We start from the raw sequence: 14,715 nt of genomic DNA, 5'->3' as shown, positions 1-14,715 counted from the left end.
GGCGAAGTGCTGATCGAGGTGAAGGCGACGGGCATCTGCCACACCGACTACTACACGCTGTCGGGCGCCGATCCGGAAGGGATCTTCCCGGCGATCCTCGGCCATGAAGGCGCGGGCGTCGTGGTCGACGTCGGCCCCGGCGTCGGCACCGTGAGGAAGGGCGACCACGTGATTCCGCTCTACACGCCCGAATGCCGCGAGTGCAAGTTCTGCCTGTCGCGCAAGACCAACCTGTGCCAGAAGATCCGCGCGACGCAGGGCAAGGGCCTGATGCCCGACGCGACGTCGCGCTTCTCGCTCGACGGCAAGCCGCTGTTCCACTACATGGGGACGTCGACGTTCTCGAACTACATCGTCGTGCCGGAAATCGCGGTCGCGAAGGTGCGCGAGGACGCGCCGTTCGACAAGATCTGCTACATCGGCTGCGGCGTGACGACGGGCGTCGGCGCGGTCGTGTACTCGGCGAAGGTCGAGGCCGGCGCGAACGTCGTCGTGTTCGGCCTCGGCGGGATCGGCCTGAACGTGATCCAGGGCGCGAAGATGGTCGGCGCGGACAAGATCATCGGCGTGGACATCAACCCGAAGCGCGTCGAGCTCGCGAAGAAGTTCGGGATGACGCACTTCATCAACCCGAACGAAGTCGAGAACGTGGTCGACCACATCGTGCAGCTGACCGACGGCGGCGCGGATTACTCGTTCGAATGCGTGGGCAACGTGAAGCTGATGCGCCAGGCGCTCGAGTGCACGCACAAGGGCTGGGGCCAGTCGTTCATCATCGGCGTGGCGGCAGCGGGCGAGGAAATCAGCACGCGTCCGTTCCAGCTGGTGACGGGCCGCGAGTGGAAGGGCTCGGCGTTCGGCGGCGCGCGCGGCCGCACCGACGTGCCGAAGATCGTCGACTGGTACATGGAAGGCAAGATCAACATCGACGACCTGATCACGCACACGCTGCCGCTCGAGCGGATCAACGAAGGCTTCGACCTGATGAAGGCCGGCGAGTCGATCCGTTCGGTCGTGCTGTACTGACCGGGAGCGCACCGCGATGCTCGAACTCGTTTCCTCGCATGCGTGCCACGGCGGCGAGCAGCGTTTCTACCGTCACGATTCGGCGGCCATCGGCCTGCCGATGAAATTCTCGGTGTACCTGCCGCCGCAGGCCGCGCACGGCCGCGTGCCGGCGCTGTTCTATCTCGCGGGGCTCACGTGCACCGACGAGACGTTCGCGATCAAGGCCGGCGCGCAGCAATACGCGGCGCAGCACGGCATCGCGCTCGTGATGCCGGACACGAGCCCGCGCGGCGCGGGCGTGCCGGGCGAGACCGACGCGTGGGACTTCGGCGTCGGCGCGGGCTTCTATGTCGACGCGACCGAAGCGCCGTGGTCCGCGCATTACCGGATGGAGTCGTACGTGACGGGCGAGCTGCGCGAACTCGTCACGGCCGAACTGCCGATCGACGGCGCGCGGCTCGGGATCTTCGGTCATTCGATGGGCGGGCACGGCGCGCTGACGCTTGCGCTGCGTCATCCCGGGCTGTACCGGTCGGTATCGGCGTTCGCGCCGATCGCCGCGCCGACACGCTGCCCGTGGGGCGAGAAGGCCTTCTCGGGCTACCTCGGCGCCGATCGCGATGCCTGGAAGGCACACGACGCGAGCGAACTCGTCGCGCGCGCCGATGCGCCGAAGTTCGCGGACGGCATCCTCGTCGATCAGGGCCTCGCGGATCAGTTCCTCGCGAACCAGCTCAACCCCGACGTGTTCGAAGCCGCGTGCGCGAAGGCCGGCCAGCCGCTGACGCTGCGCCGCCATCCGGGCTACGACCACGGGTACTACTTCATCTCGACGTTCATCGCCGATCACATCGCGCATCACGCGCGCGTGCTCGCGCGATGAGCGGGAAGGGGAGCACATAACGCACACGGCGGCACGCGGCGACATACGGCGCGCCGCACGAGCGGGTGCAAAAAAAACGCCGGCGCTGCCCTCGGGCACGCCGGCGTTTTTCATGGTCGTCGGGCGTCGATCAGTGGCGCCGCAACAGGCTTGCGCCGTACACGAGCGCCGACAGCGCGGTGATCCAGAAACTCGTCGGCCAGTCGGTGTGATACGCGAGCACGATGCCGAGCCATGCCTCGAACAACGCAAACAGCGCGGCGAGCAGCACGCCGGTCGACAGCCGCGTCGTCACGTTCTGCGCGGCGGCAGCCGGCCCGACCAGCAGCGTGAACACCAGCAGCACGCCGACGATCTGCGTGGCCGCGGCCACGGCGAGCGCGCACACCGCGAGGAACAGCATCGACACCGTGCGCAGCGACACGCCCTTGGCTTCGGCCAGTTCGGGCTGCAGCGACGCGAACAGCAGCGGCCGCGCGATCAGCGCGAGCGCGAGCAGGCTCACGGCGCCGATGCCGGCGAGCACCGCGAGCGTGTCGTGGCTCACCGCGAGCACGTTGCCGAACAGCAGCGCGGTGACCTGCGTCGCGAACGATGTGTAGAAATGCAGGAACAGCAGGCCGAAACCCAGCGCACCCGACAGGATCACGCCGATCGCGACGTCGCGGCCCGCGAGCTTTTCGCCGAGCGCGCCCATCCCGATCCCGGCCGCGAGCGTGAAACCGACCATCCCCCAGATCGGCGAGATGCCGAGCAGCACCGCGCCCGTCGCGCCGGTGAAGCCGACGTGCGACAGCGCATGGCCGGCGAAGGTCTGCCCGCGCAGCACCAGGAAGTAGCCGACGATGCCCGCGAGCACCGCGACGATCCCCGACGCCGCGAAGGCGTTGATCATGAAGTCGTATTCAAACATCGTGCGAGTGCCCGGGATGAGCGTGTCCGTGGTGGTGATGGCCGTGGCCGCCGCCACCGCCGTGCGAGTGGCCGTCGTCGTCCTCGTGTTCGTGGTCGTGCTTCTCGATCTCGACGTCGCCCGACATCACGAAGATCTTGCCGTTCACGCGCATCACGTCGATCGGCGATCCGTAGAGCCGCGACAGCACGTGCTTCGTGATCACCTCGTCGACGGTGCCGAGCGCCGCGACGCCGTTGCCGAGATACAGCACACGGTCGAGCGCGTTCAGCAACGGATTCAGTTCGTGCGCGGAGAACAGCACGGTGATGCCGAGCTCGCGCTGCACGTTGCGCACGAGCTCGACGACGCCGCGCTGGTGGTTCGGGTCGAGGCTGATCAGCGGCTCGTCGAGCAGCAGCAGCTTCGGGCTGCCGAGCAGGCATTGCGCGAGCAGCAGGCGCTGCCGCTCGCCGCCGGACAGTTCCGACAGCGGCCGGCGGGCAAGCGTCGGGCCGCCGACGAGATCGAGCACGCGGTCGACGTCGCGGCGCGTCGCCGCGTTCGTGTGCGGCAGCCCCCAGCGGTGGCCGTCGGCGGCCATCGCGACGAAGTCGTAGCCGCGCATCCGGCGGTTCGCGAGGCCGCTGCGAATCTGCGGCATGTAGCCGATCGACGCGTTGCCGCGTACGACCGGCACGCCGCCGACGGACAGCGTGCCGGCCGACACGGGCACGAGGCCGAGCACCGCGCGCATCAGCGTCGTCTTGCCCGCGCCGTTCGGCCCGAGCACGCCGACGAATTCGCCGGGTTCGATCGCGAAGCTGACGTCGCGCAGGATCGTGCGTCCGCCCAGTTCGAGCGTGACGCGATCGACGGCGAGTGCGTGGGGAGTGGCGGTCATGGCGTTACGGTTGTTTATTTCTTGCCGGCGGCAAGCGCGGCCGAGAGCGCGTCGAGCTGGCCGGCCATCCATTGCTGGAAAGTCTTGCCGGCCGGCTGCGTCTCAGTGACGCTGACGGTCGGCACGCCGCCGTCGCGTGCGATCTTCAGCATGCGCTTGGTCATCGGTTCTTCGGCCTGGCTGTTATAGATCAGCGCGCGTACCTGCTTCTTGCGCAGGTCGTTCTCGAACGCGGCGACGTCCTGCGCGCTGGCCTCGGTGTCGTTCATCGTCGCGAGCTGGAAGCGCTGGTTGCGCATGTCGAGGCCGATCGCGTCGGACAGGTAGCCGAACACCGGCTCGGTGGCCGTCACCGGCACGCCCTTGTACTGCGCGCGCAGCGCGGCGACCTTGTCGTCGACGGGCTTCAGCGACGCGACGAACTTCTGCAGGTTCGCATCGTATTCGGCCTTGTTCGCCGGATCGGCGCGGCCGAGTTCGGCCGCGATCGCGCGTGCGGCGGCCGGCATCGTCGCCGGGTCGTACCACAGGTGCGGGTTGTCGCCGGCCTTCTTGCCGACCAGGTCGGCGACGACGATCGTCGCGCGCTTCGCCTGCTTCGACGCGCCGAGCAGCTTGCTCATCCACGGATCGTAGTTCGCGCCGTTGTAGATCACGAGCTGCGCGTGCTGGAGCGCGCGGGCCGTCTTCGGGCTCGCTTCGAACAGGTGCGGATCCTGGTCGGGATTGCTGAGGATGCTCGTCACCGCGACATGGCTGCCGCCGATCTGCGACGCGACGTCGCCGTAGAAATTCTCGGCGGCGACGACGTTGACGGTCGCGGCCTGCGCGAACGCGGGCGCCGCGAGCGATAGCGCGGCGGCCGTGGAGACGGCAGCGGCGAGCCAGCGGACAGGCGTCAGGGCGCGCCGCGGCGCGCGCTTCAGGGCAATGGGCATGGAACTCCTCGTTGGAAGGGGGCGGCGCGTGTGCCGCCCGATACGCGTCAGCGTTGCGCGGGCTTGCGCTTGCAGTGTCCGCACAGGCCGCTCAGCTCGACGACCTGATGGTGGACTTCGAAACCGTGCGCGGGCTCGCTCGCGGACAACTGCTTCGCGAGATCGCCGCCGGGAATCTCGACGGTGTCGCCGCACGAATCGCAGATCAGGAACTGGCCTTCGTGCGGGACGCCGATCTCGCAGCACGCGAAGAACGCGTTCTTCGATTCGATCCGGTGGATGAAGCCGTGCTCGACGAGGAAATCCAGTGCGCGGTAGACGGTCGTGGGCGGCACGCGGCCGCGCTGCGGCTCGAGCTCGGCGAGCAGGTCGTACGCGCCGATCGGGCGCTGCGCGGCCAGCACGCGTTCGTAGACCTGGCGGCGCAGCGGCGTCCACGCGAGCCCGTGCTCGGCGGCGAATGCGTCGGCCCGGGACAGCCGGGCGTCAATGGACGATGAGGTAGCCATGGCGTGAAGCTGGGCGTGAAACAAAGTATGGCGATGATATAACGTATCGCCGCGCCGTGCAGCGCGAATTCCCCTTTTCGTCCTCGCTCCGTCCCCTTCATCGCCGATCCGACCGCGCCGCACCGCGCGCGCCGCGCCTTGCCGGGCGCGCGTGGCGGGCCGCCGCGGTGCGCCGTTGTGCCGCAGCGCATCATAGAAAGCCGTCATGTTGCCTTGACAGCGCGAATCGCGTATCCGATCATTCGATCAACAACAGAGCAATTGATCGGTTGGCGAGCGTTAGTTCATCTCGCGGCCGTCGTAAAGCAGAACGAACCGGAGACAGCCAGTGAGACTGGAAGACAAGGTCGCGATCCTGACGGGCGCCGCAAGCGGCATCGGCGAGGCGGTCGCGCAACGCTATCTGGACGAGGGCGCGCGCTGCGTACTCGTCGACCTGAAGCCTGCCAGCGGCTCGCTCGCGCGGCTCATCGAAACGAACCCCGGCCGCGCGGTGGCCATCACCGCGGACGTCACGCGCCGCGACGACATCGAGCGCATCGTCGCCACGGCGGTCGAGCGCTTCGGCGGCGTCGACATCCTGTTCAACAACGCGGCGCTGTTCGACATGCGGCCGATCCTCGACGAATCGTGGGACGTGTTCGACCGGCTGTTCGCGGTCAACGTGAAAGGGCTGTTCTTCCTGATGCAGGCCGTCGCGCAGCGGATGGTCGAGCAGGGGCGCGGCGGCAAGATCGTCAACATGTCGTCGCAGGCCGGGCGTCGCGGCGAGGCGCTCGTTTCGCACTACTGCGCGACCAAGGCCGCGGTGATCAGCTACACGCAGTCGGCCGCGCTCGCGCTCGCGCCGCACCGGATCAACGTGAACGGCATCGCGCCCGGCGTCGTCGACACGCCGATGTGGGAGCAGGTCGATGCGCTGTTCGCGCGCTACGAGAACCGGCCGCTCGGCGAGAAGAAGCGGCTCGTGGGCGAAGCCGTGCCGCTCGGCCGCATGGGCGTGCCGGGCGACCTGACGGGCGCCGCGCTGTTCCTCGCGTCGTCCGACGCCGACTACGTCACCGCCCAGACGCTGAACGTCGACGGCGGCAACTGGATGAGCTGACGTGACGCCGCTCGCACGCGTCACTTGCCGGCCGGCCTGCGACGGGGCGGCCGCGCCGCTCACCGCGGCCACCGTCGAACGGGGAGGGCACGCCTGATGGCCGAGATCGTCGTCGCCGGCGAACTGCTGGCCGAATTCGTCGCCGCCGAGCGCGGCCAGGGTTTCGACGCGCCGGGCCTGTTCGCCGGGCCGTTCCCGAGCGGCGCGCCGGCGATCTTCGCCGACCAGGCCGCACGGCTCGGCGCGCGCGTCGCGTATGCGGGCTGCGTCGGTCGCGATGCGTTCGGCGACGCGATCGTCGCGCGGCTCGAGCGCGATGGTGTCGACGTCGCGCGCATCCGTCGTGTCGCGCGTCCGACCGGAACCGCGTTCGTCGCGTATCGCGACGACGGCTCGCGCAGCTTCGTCTACAGTCTGTCCACCAGTGCGGCCGCGTGCGTCGATGCGTCCGACGTCGATACCGCGATGTTCGACGGCTGCCGCTATTTCCACGTGATGGGCTCGTCGCTGACGAGCGAATCGGCGATCGCGGCCGTGCAGCGCGGCGTGATCGAGGCCGCGCGCGCCGGCGCGAAGGTGTCGTTCGATCCGAACGTGCGGCCCGAGATGCTGAGCTTTCGCCCGATGCGCGCGGCGCTCGAGACGATGCTCGCCGCGTGCCACCTGTTCATGCCGAGCGAGGCCGATTTGCCGTTCTTCTGCGGGCCGCAGCCGGCCGAGCGCGCGATCGCGGGCCTGCTCGCGACGCATCCGCTGCTCGAGCGTGTCGTGCTGAAACGCGGCGCGCAAGGCAGCGTTGCATTTGACCGCGCCGACCGCGTCGAAGCACCGGCCTTTCAGGTCGACGAAATCGACCCGACCGGCGCCGGCGACTGCTTCGGCGGCACGCTCGTGGCGAGCTTCGTCGCGGGCGTGCCGATCGATGCCGCATTGCGCCGCGCGAACGCGGCCGGCGCGATCGCGGTCACGCGGCGCGGCCCGATGGAAGGCAACAGCAGCGCGGCCGAGATCGACCGCTTCCTGACCGAACGAGGTATCGCATGTCCGGCCTGACGACCTTCGCCGAACGCCCGCGCACCGCCCATGCGGACGCCGTGCTGCGGATGATCTTCGATGCGAACCGCGCGGACGCGCAGCGCGGCATCTATTCGATCTGCAGCGCGCACCGGCTCGTGCTGGAGGCCGCGTGCGAAGCGGCGCGCGCGGATGGCTCGCCGCTCCTGATCGAGGCGACCTGCAACCAGGTGAACCATCTCGGCGGTTATACGGGCATGACGCCCGCCGATTTCCGCCGCGACGTCGACGCGATCGCCCGGCGTTGCGGGCTGGCGCCGTCGGCGCTCGTGCTCGGCGGCGACCATCTTGGGCCGAACCCGTGGCGGCACCGCCGCGCGGCCGATGCGATGCGCGAGGCGGGCACGATGGTCGCCGCCTATGTGGAAGCCGGCTTCGAAAAAATCCACCTCGATGCGAGCATGGCGTGCGCGGACGATCCGGTGCGGCTCGACGATCGCACGATCGCCGCGCGCGCGGCCGAACTGTGCCGCGTGGCGGAAGACGCGGCGGCGCGCACCGGCATCGCGCCCGTCTACGTGATCGGCACCGAGGTGCCGACGCCGGGCGGTGAAGTCAGCGGCAACAGCGGCCACGACGGCGATGCGGCGATCGCGCAGATCGCGGTCACGCGCAGCGACAGCATCGCGGCGACGCTCGATGCGCACCGCGCCGCGTTCGCGGCGGCCGGGCTCGACGACGCGTGGGCGCGCGTCGTCGCGGTCGTCGCGCAGCCGGGCGTCGACTTCGACGATCGCCACGTGCTCGACTACGACAGCGCGAAGGCCGCGGCGCTCGGCGCGAGTATCCTGCAGACACCGCACCTCGTGTTCGAGGCGCATTCGACGGATTACCAGACCGAGGGGGCACTCGCCGCGCTCGTGCGGGACCACTTCGCGGTGCTGAAGGTCGGCCCCGCACTGACGTTCGCGCTGCGCGAGGCGCTGTTCGCGCTGACCTTCATCGAGGACGCGCTGACCGGCGACGTCGGGCAGCGCTCGCGGTTGCGCGACGTGGTCGACGCCGCGATGCGCGCGCAGCCCGAGCACTGGGCGCCGTACTACCGCGGCGACGAAACCGAGCAGCGGCTCGCGCGCCAGTTCAGCTACAGCGACCGGATTCGCTACTACTGGCTGCAGCCGGCCGTCGCGGCCGCGGTCGAGCAACTGTTCGACAACCTCGCGCGGCAGCCGGTGCCGGAGACGCTCGTCGCGCAGTGGCTGCCGGATGTCTACGCGGCGTGCCGCACGGGCGGGCTCGCGAAGGAGCCGCGCGCGTGGGTGCGCCACCGGATACGCGACGTGATCGCGCACTATGCGCGCGCGTGCGGAATGCAGCGGCCGGCATGACGGGCCGCGAAGGAAACGCAGGACCGACGACACTTCGAACAAACACAGGAGACATGCCATGCAACGAAAGATGCTCGACGCCGCCGCACGCTGCTTCGCCGGAGCCGCGCTCGCGACGGCGGCCTGCGCCGCGTCCGCCGGCACGCTGACGATCGCGACGCTGAACAATCCCGACATGATCGAGCTGAAGAAGCTGTCGCCGGCGTTCGAGAAGGCGAACCCGGACATCAAGCTGAACTGGGTGATCCTCGAGGAAAACGTGCTGCGCCAGCGCGCGACGACCGACATCACGACCGGCAGCGGCCAGTTCGACGTGATGGCGATCGGCACCTACGAGACGCCGCAGTGGGGCAAGCGCGGCTGGCTCGCGCCGATCACGGGCCTGCCCGCCGACTACGACCTGAACGACATCGTGAAGACCGCGCGCGACAGCCTGTCGTACAACGGCCAACTGTACGCGCTGCCGTTCTACGTCGAGAGCTCGATGACGTTCTACCGCAAGGACCTGTTCGCGGCGAAGGGGCTGAAGATGCCCGACCAGCCGACCTACGACCAGATCGCCGAGTTCGCGGACAAGCTCACCGACAAGGCGAAGGGGACCTACGGGATCTGCCTGCGCGGCAAGGCCGGGTGGGGCGAGAACATGGCGTACGTGTCGACGGTCGTGAACACGTTCGGCGGGCGCTGGTTCGACGAGAACTGGAATGCGCAGCTGACGTCGCCGGAATGGAAGAAGGCGATCACGTTCTACGTGAACCTGCTGAAGAAGGACGGCCCGCCGGGAGCGAGCTCGAACGGCTTCAACGAGAACCTGACGCTCACCGCATCGGGCAAGTGCGCGATGTGGATCGACGCGACGGTCGCGGCCGGGATGCTCTACAACAAGCAGCAGTCGCAGGTGGCCGACAGGATCGGCTTCGCGGCCGCGCCGGTCGCCGCCACGCCGAAGGGCTCGCACTGGCTGTGGGCGTGGGCGCTGGCCGTGCCGAAGACGTCGAAGCAGCAGGACGCCGCGCGCAAGTTCATCGCATGGGCGACGTCGAAGCAGTACATCGAGATGGTCGGCAAGGACGAAGGCTGGGCGTCGGTGCCGCCGGGCACGCGCACGTCGACTTACCAGCGCCCCGAGTACAAGGCCGCCGCGCCGTTCTCGGACTTCGTGCTGAAGGCGATCGAGACGGCCGACCCGAACGATCCGTCGCTGAAGAAGGTGCCGTACACGGGCGTGCAGTACGTCGGGATTCCTGAATTCCAGTCGTTCGGCACGGTGGTCGGCCAGTCGATCGCCGGTGCGGTCGCGGGCCAGATGACGGTCGACCAGGCGCTCGCCGCCGGGCAGGCCGCCGCGGACCGCGCGGTACGGCAGGCCGGCTACAAGAAGTAACGCGCCGGCAGTCACGCGGCCCGCGGCGTGCGCCGTTGCACATGCCGCGGGCCGGCGAAGCCGAAAGGCGGGCGGGCCGTTCGCGCCCGCGCATCAACCGGAGGAACGCCGATCATGCGTCATTTACGTCTTCCCCTGAGCCATGCTCATGCGCCGTCGGTCGGCGACGCGTCGTCGCCGCCCGGCGCGCCGCGCCGCGCGCGCGGCGGCGCGAGCTGGCTCGTCTCGCCGTCCGTCGCGGTGCTGCTGCTGTGGATGTCGATCCCGCTCGCGATGACGATCTGGTATTCGTTCTCGCGCTACAACCTGCTGAACCCGGACGTGAAAGGTTTCGCCGGGCTCGACAACTACCGCTTCCTCGCGACCGATCCGTCGTTCCTGCCCGCGATCTGGCACACGCTCGTGCTGATCGGCGCGGTGCTCGCGATCACGGTGGTCGGCGGCGTGCTGATGGCCGTGCTGTTCGACCGCAAGTTCTACGGGCAGGGCGTCGCGCGCCTGTTCGCGATCGCGCCGTTCTTCGTGATGCCGACGGTGTCCGCGCTGATCTGGAAGAACATGATCCTGCACCCTGTGTACGGGCTCGTCGCGAACGCGATGCGCGCGCTCGGGATGACGCCGATCGACTGGTTCGCCGACTACCCGCTCACCGCGGTGATCATCATCGTCGCGTGGCAGTGGCTGCCGTTCGCGTTCCTGATCCTGTTCACCGCGATCCAGTCGCTCGACCAGGAGCAGAAGGAAGCCGCGCGCATCGACGGCGCGGGCCCGATCGCGATGTTCTTCTACATCACGCTGCCGCACCTGAAGCGCGCGATCGCCGTGGTCGTGATGATGGAGACGATCTTCCTGCTGTCGATCTTCGCGGAGATCTACACCACGACCGGCGGCGGCCCCGGCGACGCGACGACCAACCTGTCGTACCTGATCTACGCGCTCGGCCTGCAGCAGTTCGACGTCGGCCTCGCGTCCGCGGGCGGCATCATCGCCGTCGTGGTCGCGAACGTCGTGTCGTTCTTCCTGGTGCGGATGCTCGCGCGCAACCTGAAGGGGGAGTACGAAAAATGAGCGACCTGACCTTCGAAGGCCGGCGCGTGCCGGCCGTGTTCGACCTCGTGCGGCGTGCGCTGCCCGGCACGCTCGCGTGGCTGATCGCGCTCCTGCTGTTCTTCCCGATCTTCTGGATGGCGATCACCGCGTTCAAGACCGAGCAGCAGGCGTATGCGTCGACGCTGTTCTTCATGCCGACGCTCGACAGCTTCCGCGAGGTATTCGCGCGCAGCAACTACTTTTCGTTCGCCTGGAATTCGGTGCTGATCTCGGCCGGCGTCACGGTGATCTCGCTGCTGTTCGCGGTGCCGGCCGCGTACGCGATGGCGTTCTTCCCGAACCACCGCACGCAGAAGGTGCTGCTGTGGATGCTGTCGACGAAGATGATGCCGTCGGTCGGCGTGCTCGTGCCGATCTACCTGCTGTGGAAAAACGCGGGGCTGCTCGATACCGTGTCGGGCCTCGTGATCGTCTACACGCTGATCAACCTGCCGATCGCGGTGTGGATGACCTTCACATACTTCAACGAGATCCCGAAGGACATCCTCGAAGCCGGGCGCATCGACGGCGCGTCGACGTGGCAGGAGATCGTCTACCTGCTGATGCCGATGGCGCTGCCGGGGCTCGCCTCCACCGCGCTGCTGCTCGTGATCCTGTCGTGGAACGAAGCGTTCTGGAGCATCAACCTGTCGAGCTCGAACGCCGCGCCGCTCACCGTGTTCATCGCGTCGTACTCGAGCCCCGAAGGGCTGTTCTGGGCGAAGCTGTCCGCAGCTTCCCTGCTGGCGGTCGCGCCGATCCTGATCGTCGGCTGGCTGTCGCAGAAGCAGCTCGTGCGCGGGCTCACGTTCGGAGCCGTCAAATGAGCGCGAACGTCCTGATCTGCGATTGCGACGGTGTACTGATCGACAGCGAGGCCGTGGCGGCCGACGTGATCGTGCGCGAACTCGACGCGCGCTGGCCGGGCGTCGATGCGCGGCCGGCCGTGATGCCGTTGCTCGGGCTGCGCATCGAGCGCGTGCTGGCCGGCGCGGGCGACGCCGTCGGGCGCACGCTGTCGGCCGGCGATGTCGACGCGATCCGCCGCGCGGTCGAGGCGGCGGCCGTCAACGCGCCGATGGTCGACGGCATCGATGCGGCGCTGGACGCGATTCAGTTGACGACGGCCTGCGCGAGCAACAGCTACCGCGCCTACGTCGAGGCGGCGCTGGCGCGCACGGGCCTCGCGCGCTTCTTCGGCGACCGGCTGTTCTGCGCGGATGCCGTCGCACGGCCGAAGCCCGCGCCGGACGTGTATCTCGCGGCCGCGCGTACGCTCGGCGTCGTGCCTGCCCAGTGCCTCGTGGTCGAGGACAGCGCGACCGGCATCACCGCGGCCGCCGCGGCCGGCATGACCGTGCTCGGCTTCGTCGGCGGCGGGCATGCGTCGGCCGCGCAGATCGACGCGCTGCGCGGGATCGGCGCGCGCCACGTATTCGACGACATGCACGAACTGCCCGGCTACGTCGCGCGCTGGCAGGCGACCGGCGCGGTGCTGCCGAACTAGCAACCACGAACGATTGCGCGCCGCGTCCGACGCGGCGCGTCTCGCATCACGAACGAACGGAGACAGATCATGGCAAGCGTGCTCCTGCGCAACATCGCGAAGCGCTACGACGAAACCGAAGTGCTGCGCAACGTGAACCTCGACATCGCCGACGGCGAATTCGTCGTGTTCGTCGGCCCGAGCGGCTGCGGAAAATCCACGCTGATGCGGATGATCGCGGGCCTCGAGGACATCTCGAGCGGCGACCTGCTGATCGACGGCGCGAAGGTCAACGATGTGCCGAGCGCGAAGCGCGGCATCGCGATGGTGTTCCAGTCGTATGCGCTGTACCCGCACATGACGCTGTACGACAACATGGCGTTCGGCCTGAAGCTCGCCGGCGCGAAGAAGCCCGAGATCGACCAGGCGGTGAAGAACGCCGCGAAGATCCTGCACATCGACCATCTGCTCGACCGCAAGCCGAAGCAGCTGTCGGGCGGCCAGCGGCAGCGTGTCGCGATCGGCCGCGCGATCACGCGCAAGCCGAAGGTGTTCCTGTTCGACGAACCGCTGTCGAACCTCGACGCGGCGCTGCGCGTGAAGATGCGGCTGGAGTTCGCGCGGCTGCACGACGAGCTGAAGACGACGATGATCTACGTGACGCACGACCAGGTCGAGGCGATGACGCTCGCGGACAAGATCGTCGTGCTGTCGGGCGGCGCGGTGCAGCAGGTCGGCACGCCGAACGAGCTTTACCACGCGCCGGCGAACCAGTTCGTCGCGGGCTTCATCGGGTCGCCGAAGATGAACTTCCTGACGGGCACCGTCGATTCGGTCGATGCCGGCGGCGTGCTCGTGCGCTTCGACAGCGGCGAGACGCAGCGCGTCGCGGTCGAGGCGGCGGGGCTGCAGCGCGGCGCGGCGGTGACGGTCGGCGTGCGGCCCGAGCACCTGAAGGTCGAAGCCGCGGCCACCGGCGTGGCCGCGCGGACGATGGCCGTGGAATCGCTCGGCGACGCCGCGTACCTGTATGCGGAGTCGGCCGTTGCGCCGGACGGGCTGATCGCGCGGATTCCGCCGCTCGACACGTACCGCACCGGCGAGGCGCTCCACGTGCACGCGCAGGCCGAGCACTGCCACCTGTTCGACGAACACGGCCAGGCGTTCCGCCGGCTGAGCGTGCACGCGAAGGCCGCATGACGGCCGGCCGCGGTCACAGCGGCAGGTGCGCGGCCATGTAATCGACGAACGCGCGCAGCTTCGGCGTCGGGTGGCGGCCCGACGGCCACAGCACGTAGACCGGCGTGCAGCTCGCGACGTGTTCGTCGAGCACCGCGCGCAGCGTGCCGTCCGCGAGCGCCTCGCGCACGAAGAAGATGGGCAGGCACGCGATGCCGAGCCCGCGCAGCGCGAAGCACAGGCGCGCTTCCGCACTGTTGCTGACCATCGCGACCGGCACTTCGGGCGGCGTGCCCGCGCGCGGCACGCGCAGCGGCCAGGTCTCGAGCTTGCCGCTGGTCGGGAAACGGTAGTGCAGGCAGCGGTGCTGCGCGAGATCGGCCGGCGTGCGCGGCGTGCCGTGCCGGTCGAGATAGCCGGGGGACGCGACGAGGTGCTGGCGGAAGTGGCCGAGCAGCCGCGACGACAGCCGGGAATCGGAGGGCTGGCCGGTGCGCAGCACCGCGTCGAACCCTTCGTCGACGACGTCGACGAGCCGGTCGCTGAAATCGATGTCGAGCTCGATCTCCGGATACGCGGCCATGAAATCGGCGAGCACCGGCAGCAGCAGCGTGCCGATCGTCGGCAGGCTCACGCGCAAGCGCCCGCGTGGCGCTTCGGCACTGTGCGTCAGTTCCTGCTCGGCCGCGTCGAGCTCGGCGATCACGCGCCGGCACCGTTCGAGAAAGCGCGTGCCTTCGGCGGTCAACGTGATGCTGCGCGTGCTGCGGTGAAAGAGCCGCACCTTCAGCCGCGCCTCGAGCCGCGCGATGCGTTTGCCGATCGCCGAAGCCGATAGCCCGAGCGCACGTCCGGCCGCGACAAAACTGCGCGTTTCCGCGACCTGAACGAACACGACGAAGCCGCCGAGGTTTTCCATGCGAGTTTCCGATTGCG

At 69.0% G+C, this 14,715-nt stretch carries 15 protein-coding genes; 10 read left to right on the top strand and 5 right to left on the bottom strand.

Annotated features, from left to right (window positions below):
- Window positions 1-1,026, top strand: a 1,026-nt coding sequence (locus ABY44_RS23675; RefSeq protein ID WP_301763661.1) for an S-(hydroxymethyl)glutathione dehydrogenase/class III alcohol dehydrogenase, incomplete at its 5' end; no start/stop codon positions are given.
- Window positions 1,027-1,042: 16 nt separating this feature from the next.
- The gene (gene fghA, locus ABY44_RS23670; RefSeq protein WP_021159522.1) at window positions 1,043-1,891 is read left to right on the top strand and encodes an S-formylglutathione hydrolase; all 849 of its coding nucleotides are present in this window, start codon (window positions 1,043-1,045) and stop codon (window positions 1,889-1,891) included.
- A 130-nt stretch (window positions 1,892-2,021) separates the two neighbouring features.
- On the opposite strand, the gene ABY44_RS23665 is transcribed toward fghA, so the two are convergent.
- From ABY44_RS23665 to ABY44_RS23650, 4 genes are read right to left on the bottom strand one after another with little or no spacing between them, the layout of a single operon-like run.
- The gene (locus ABY44_RS23665) at window positions 2,022-2,804 is read right to left on the bottom strand and encodes a metal ABC transporter permease (protein WP_027789245.1); all 783 of its coding nucleotides are present in this window, start codon (window positions 2,802-2,804) and stop codon (window positions 2,022-2,024) included.
- Window positions 2,797-3,687: an ABC transporter ATP-binding protein gene (locus ABY44_RS23660; RefSeq protein ID WP_060171836.1), complete on the bottom strand. Its 891-nt coding sequence runs from the start codon at window positions 3,685-3,687 to the stop codon at window positions 2,797-2,799. Before ABY44_RS23660 ends, ABY44_RS23665 begins: the two co-directional genes overlap by 8 nt.
- A 14-nt stretch (window positions 3,688-3,701) precedes the next feature.
- Complete coding sequence (locus ABY44_RS23655) at window positions 3,702-4,625, bottom strand: metal ABC transporter solute-binding protein, Zn/Mn family (RefSeq protein WP_060171837.1); 924 nt, start codon at window positions 4,623-4,625, stop codon at window positions 3,702-3,704.
- Between the two features lie 47 nt (window positions 4,626-4,672).
- Entirely contained in the window at window positions 4,673-5,134 is a 462-nt protein-coding gene (locus tag ABY44_RS23650) for a Fur family transcriptional regulator (RefSeq protein ID WP_011546084.1), read from the bottom strand.
- 328 nt (window positions 5,135-5,462) lie between these two features.
- Here ABY44_RS23650 and ABY44_RS23645 point away from each other — a divergent pair, with 328 nt between their 5' ends.
- From ABY44_RS23645 to ABY44_RS23610, 8 genes are all read left to right on the top strand, one after another.
- Entirely contained in the window at window positions 5,463-6,239 is a 777-nt protein-coding gene (locus ABY44_RS23645; protein ID WP_060171838.1) for an L-iditol 2-dehydrogenase, read from the top strand.
- Between the two features lie 96 nt (window positions 6,240-6,335).
- A complete protein-coding gene (locus ABY44_RS23640) occupies window positions 6,336-7,292 on the top strand; it encodes a sugar kinase (RefSeq protein WP_027789249.1) in 957 nt (318 codons plus the stop codon).
- On the top strand, window positions 7,280-8,641 hold the full coding sequence (locus tag ABY44_RS23635) for a D-tagatose-bisphosphate aldolase, class II, non-catalytic subunit (RefSeq protein ID WP_060171839.1): 1,362 nt from the start codon (window positions 7,280-7,282) through the stop codon (window positions 8,639-8,641). Before ABY44_RS23640 ends, ABY44_RS23635 begins: the two co-directional genes overlap by 13 nt.
- A 58-nt stretch (window positions 8,642-8,699) precedes the next feature.
- Window positions 8,700-10,025 (top strand): ABC transporter substrate-binding protein, encoded by a 1,326-nt coding sequence (locus ABY44_RS23630; RefSeq protein ID WP_021159529.1) that lies wholly within the window; start codon window positions 8,700-8,702, stop codon window positions 10,023-10,025.
- 114 nt (window positions 10,026-10,139) lie between these two features.
- Entirely contained in the window at window positions 10,140-11,093 is a 954-nt protein-coding gene (locus ABY44_RS23625; RefSeq protein ID WP_021159530.1) for a carbohydrate ABC transporter permease, read from the top strand.
- Window positions 11,090-11,941 (top strand): carbohydrate ABC transporter permease, encoded by an 852-nt coding sequence (locus ABY44_RS23620; protein WP_027789251.1) that lies wholly within the window; start codon window positions 11,090-11,092, stop codon window positions 11,939-11,941. Before ABY44_RS23625 ends, ABY44_RS23620 begins: the two co-directional genes overlap by 4 nt.
- On the top strand, window positions 11,938-12,621 hold the full coding sequence (locus ABY44_RS23615) for an HAD family hydrolase (RefSeq protein ID WP_027789252.1): 684 nt from the start codon (window positions 11,938-11,940) through the stop codon (window positions 12,619-12,621). The genes ABY44_RS23620 and ABY44_RS23615 overlap by 4 nt, the downstream gene beginning before the upstream one ends.
- Window positions 12,622-12,690: 69 nt before the next feature.
- A complete protein-coding gene (locus tag ABY44_RS23610; protein ID WP_059554412.1) occupies window positions 12,691-13,800 on the top strand; it encodes an ABC transporter ATP-binding protein in 1,110 nt (369 codons plus the stop codon).
- A gap of 13 nt (window positions 13,801-13,813) precedes the next feature.
- Here ABY44_RS23610 and ABY44_RS23605 read toward each other — a convergent pair whose 3' ends face one another.
- Window positions 13,814-14,698, bottom strand: coding sequence for a LysR family transcriptional regulator (locus tag ABY44_RS23605; RefSeq protein WP_021159534.1), 885 nt, complete (start codon window positions 14,696-14,698; stop codon window positions 13,814-13,816).
- Window positions 14,699-14,715 lie beyond the last annotated feature (17 nt).

Source organism: Burkholderia sp. ZZQ-2, assembly GCF_050768715.1.
Taxonomy (GTDB): Bacteria; Pseudomonadota; Gammaproteobacteria; order Burkholderiales; family Burkholderiaceae; genus Burkholderia; species Burkholderia cepacia.
The sequence above is the reverse complement of the archived record's forward strand: the minus strand, read 5'-3'. Positions and strand labels throughout refer to the sequence as shown.

What these genes read in the sequence shown, in the direction of transcription:
- fghA (WP_021159522.1), top strand. Translation starts at nt 1,043, where the DNA reads ATGCTCGAACTCGTTTCCTCGCATGCGTGCCACGGCGGCGAGCAGCGT.
- ABY44_RS23665 (WP_027789245.1), bottom strand. Translation starts at nt 2,804, where the DNA reads ATGTTTGAATACGACTTCATGATCAACGCCTTCGCGGCGTCGGGGATC.
- ABY44_RS23660 (WP_060171836.1), bottom strand. Translation starts at nt 3,687, where the DNA reads ATGACCGCCACTCCCCACGCACTCGCCGTCGATCGCGTCACGCTCGAA.
- ABY44_RS23655 (WP_060171837.1), bottom strand. Translation starts at nt 4,625, where the DNA reads ATGCCCATTGCCCTGAAGCGCGCGCCGCGGCGCGCCCTGACGCCTGTC.
- ABY44_RS23650 (WP_011546084.1), bottom strand. Translation starts at nt 5,134, where the DNA reads ATGGCTACCTCATCGTCCATTGACGCCCGGCTGTCCCGGGCCGACGCA.
- ABY44_RS23640 (WP_027789249.1), top strand. Translation starts at nt 6,336, where the DNA reads ATGGCCGAGATCGTCGTCGCCGGCGAACTGCTGGCCGAATTCGTCGCC.
- ABY44_RS23635 (WP_060171839.1), top strand. Translation starts at nt 7,280, where the DNA reads ATGTCCGGCCTGACGACCTTCGCCGAACGCCCGCGCACCGCCCATGCG.
- ABY44_RS23630 (WP_021159529.1), top strand. Translation starts at nt 8,700, where the DNA reads ATGCAACGAAAGATGCTCGACGCCGCCGCACGCTGCTTCGCCGGAGCC.
- ABY44_RS23625 (WP_021159530.1), top strand. Translation starts at nt 10,140, where the DNA reads ATGCGTCATTTACGTCTTCCCCTGAGCCATGCTCATGCGCCGTCGGTC.
- ABY44_RS23620 (WP_027789251.1), top strand. Translation starts at nt 11,090, where the DNA reads ATGAGCGACCTGACCTTCGAAGGCCGGCGCGTGCCGGCCGTGTTCGAC.
- ABY44_RS23615 (WP_027789252.1), top strand. Translation starts at nt 11,938, where the DNA reads ATGAGCGCGAACGTCCTGATCTGCGATTGCGACGGTGTACTGATCGAC.
- ABY44_RS23610 (WP_059554412.1), top strand. Translation starts at nt 12,691, where the DNA reads ATGGCAAGCGTGCTCCTGCGCAACATCGCGAAGCGCTACGACGAAACC.
- ABY44_RS23605 (WP_021159534.1), bottom strand. Translation starts at nt 14,698, where the DNA reads ATGGAAAACCTCGGCGGCTTCGTCGTGTTCGTTCAGGTCGCGGAAACG.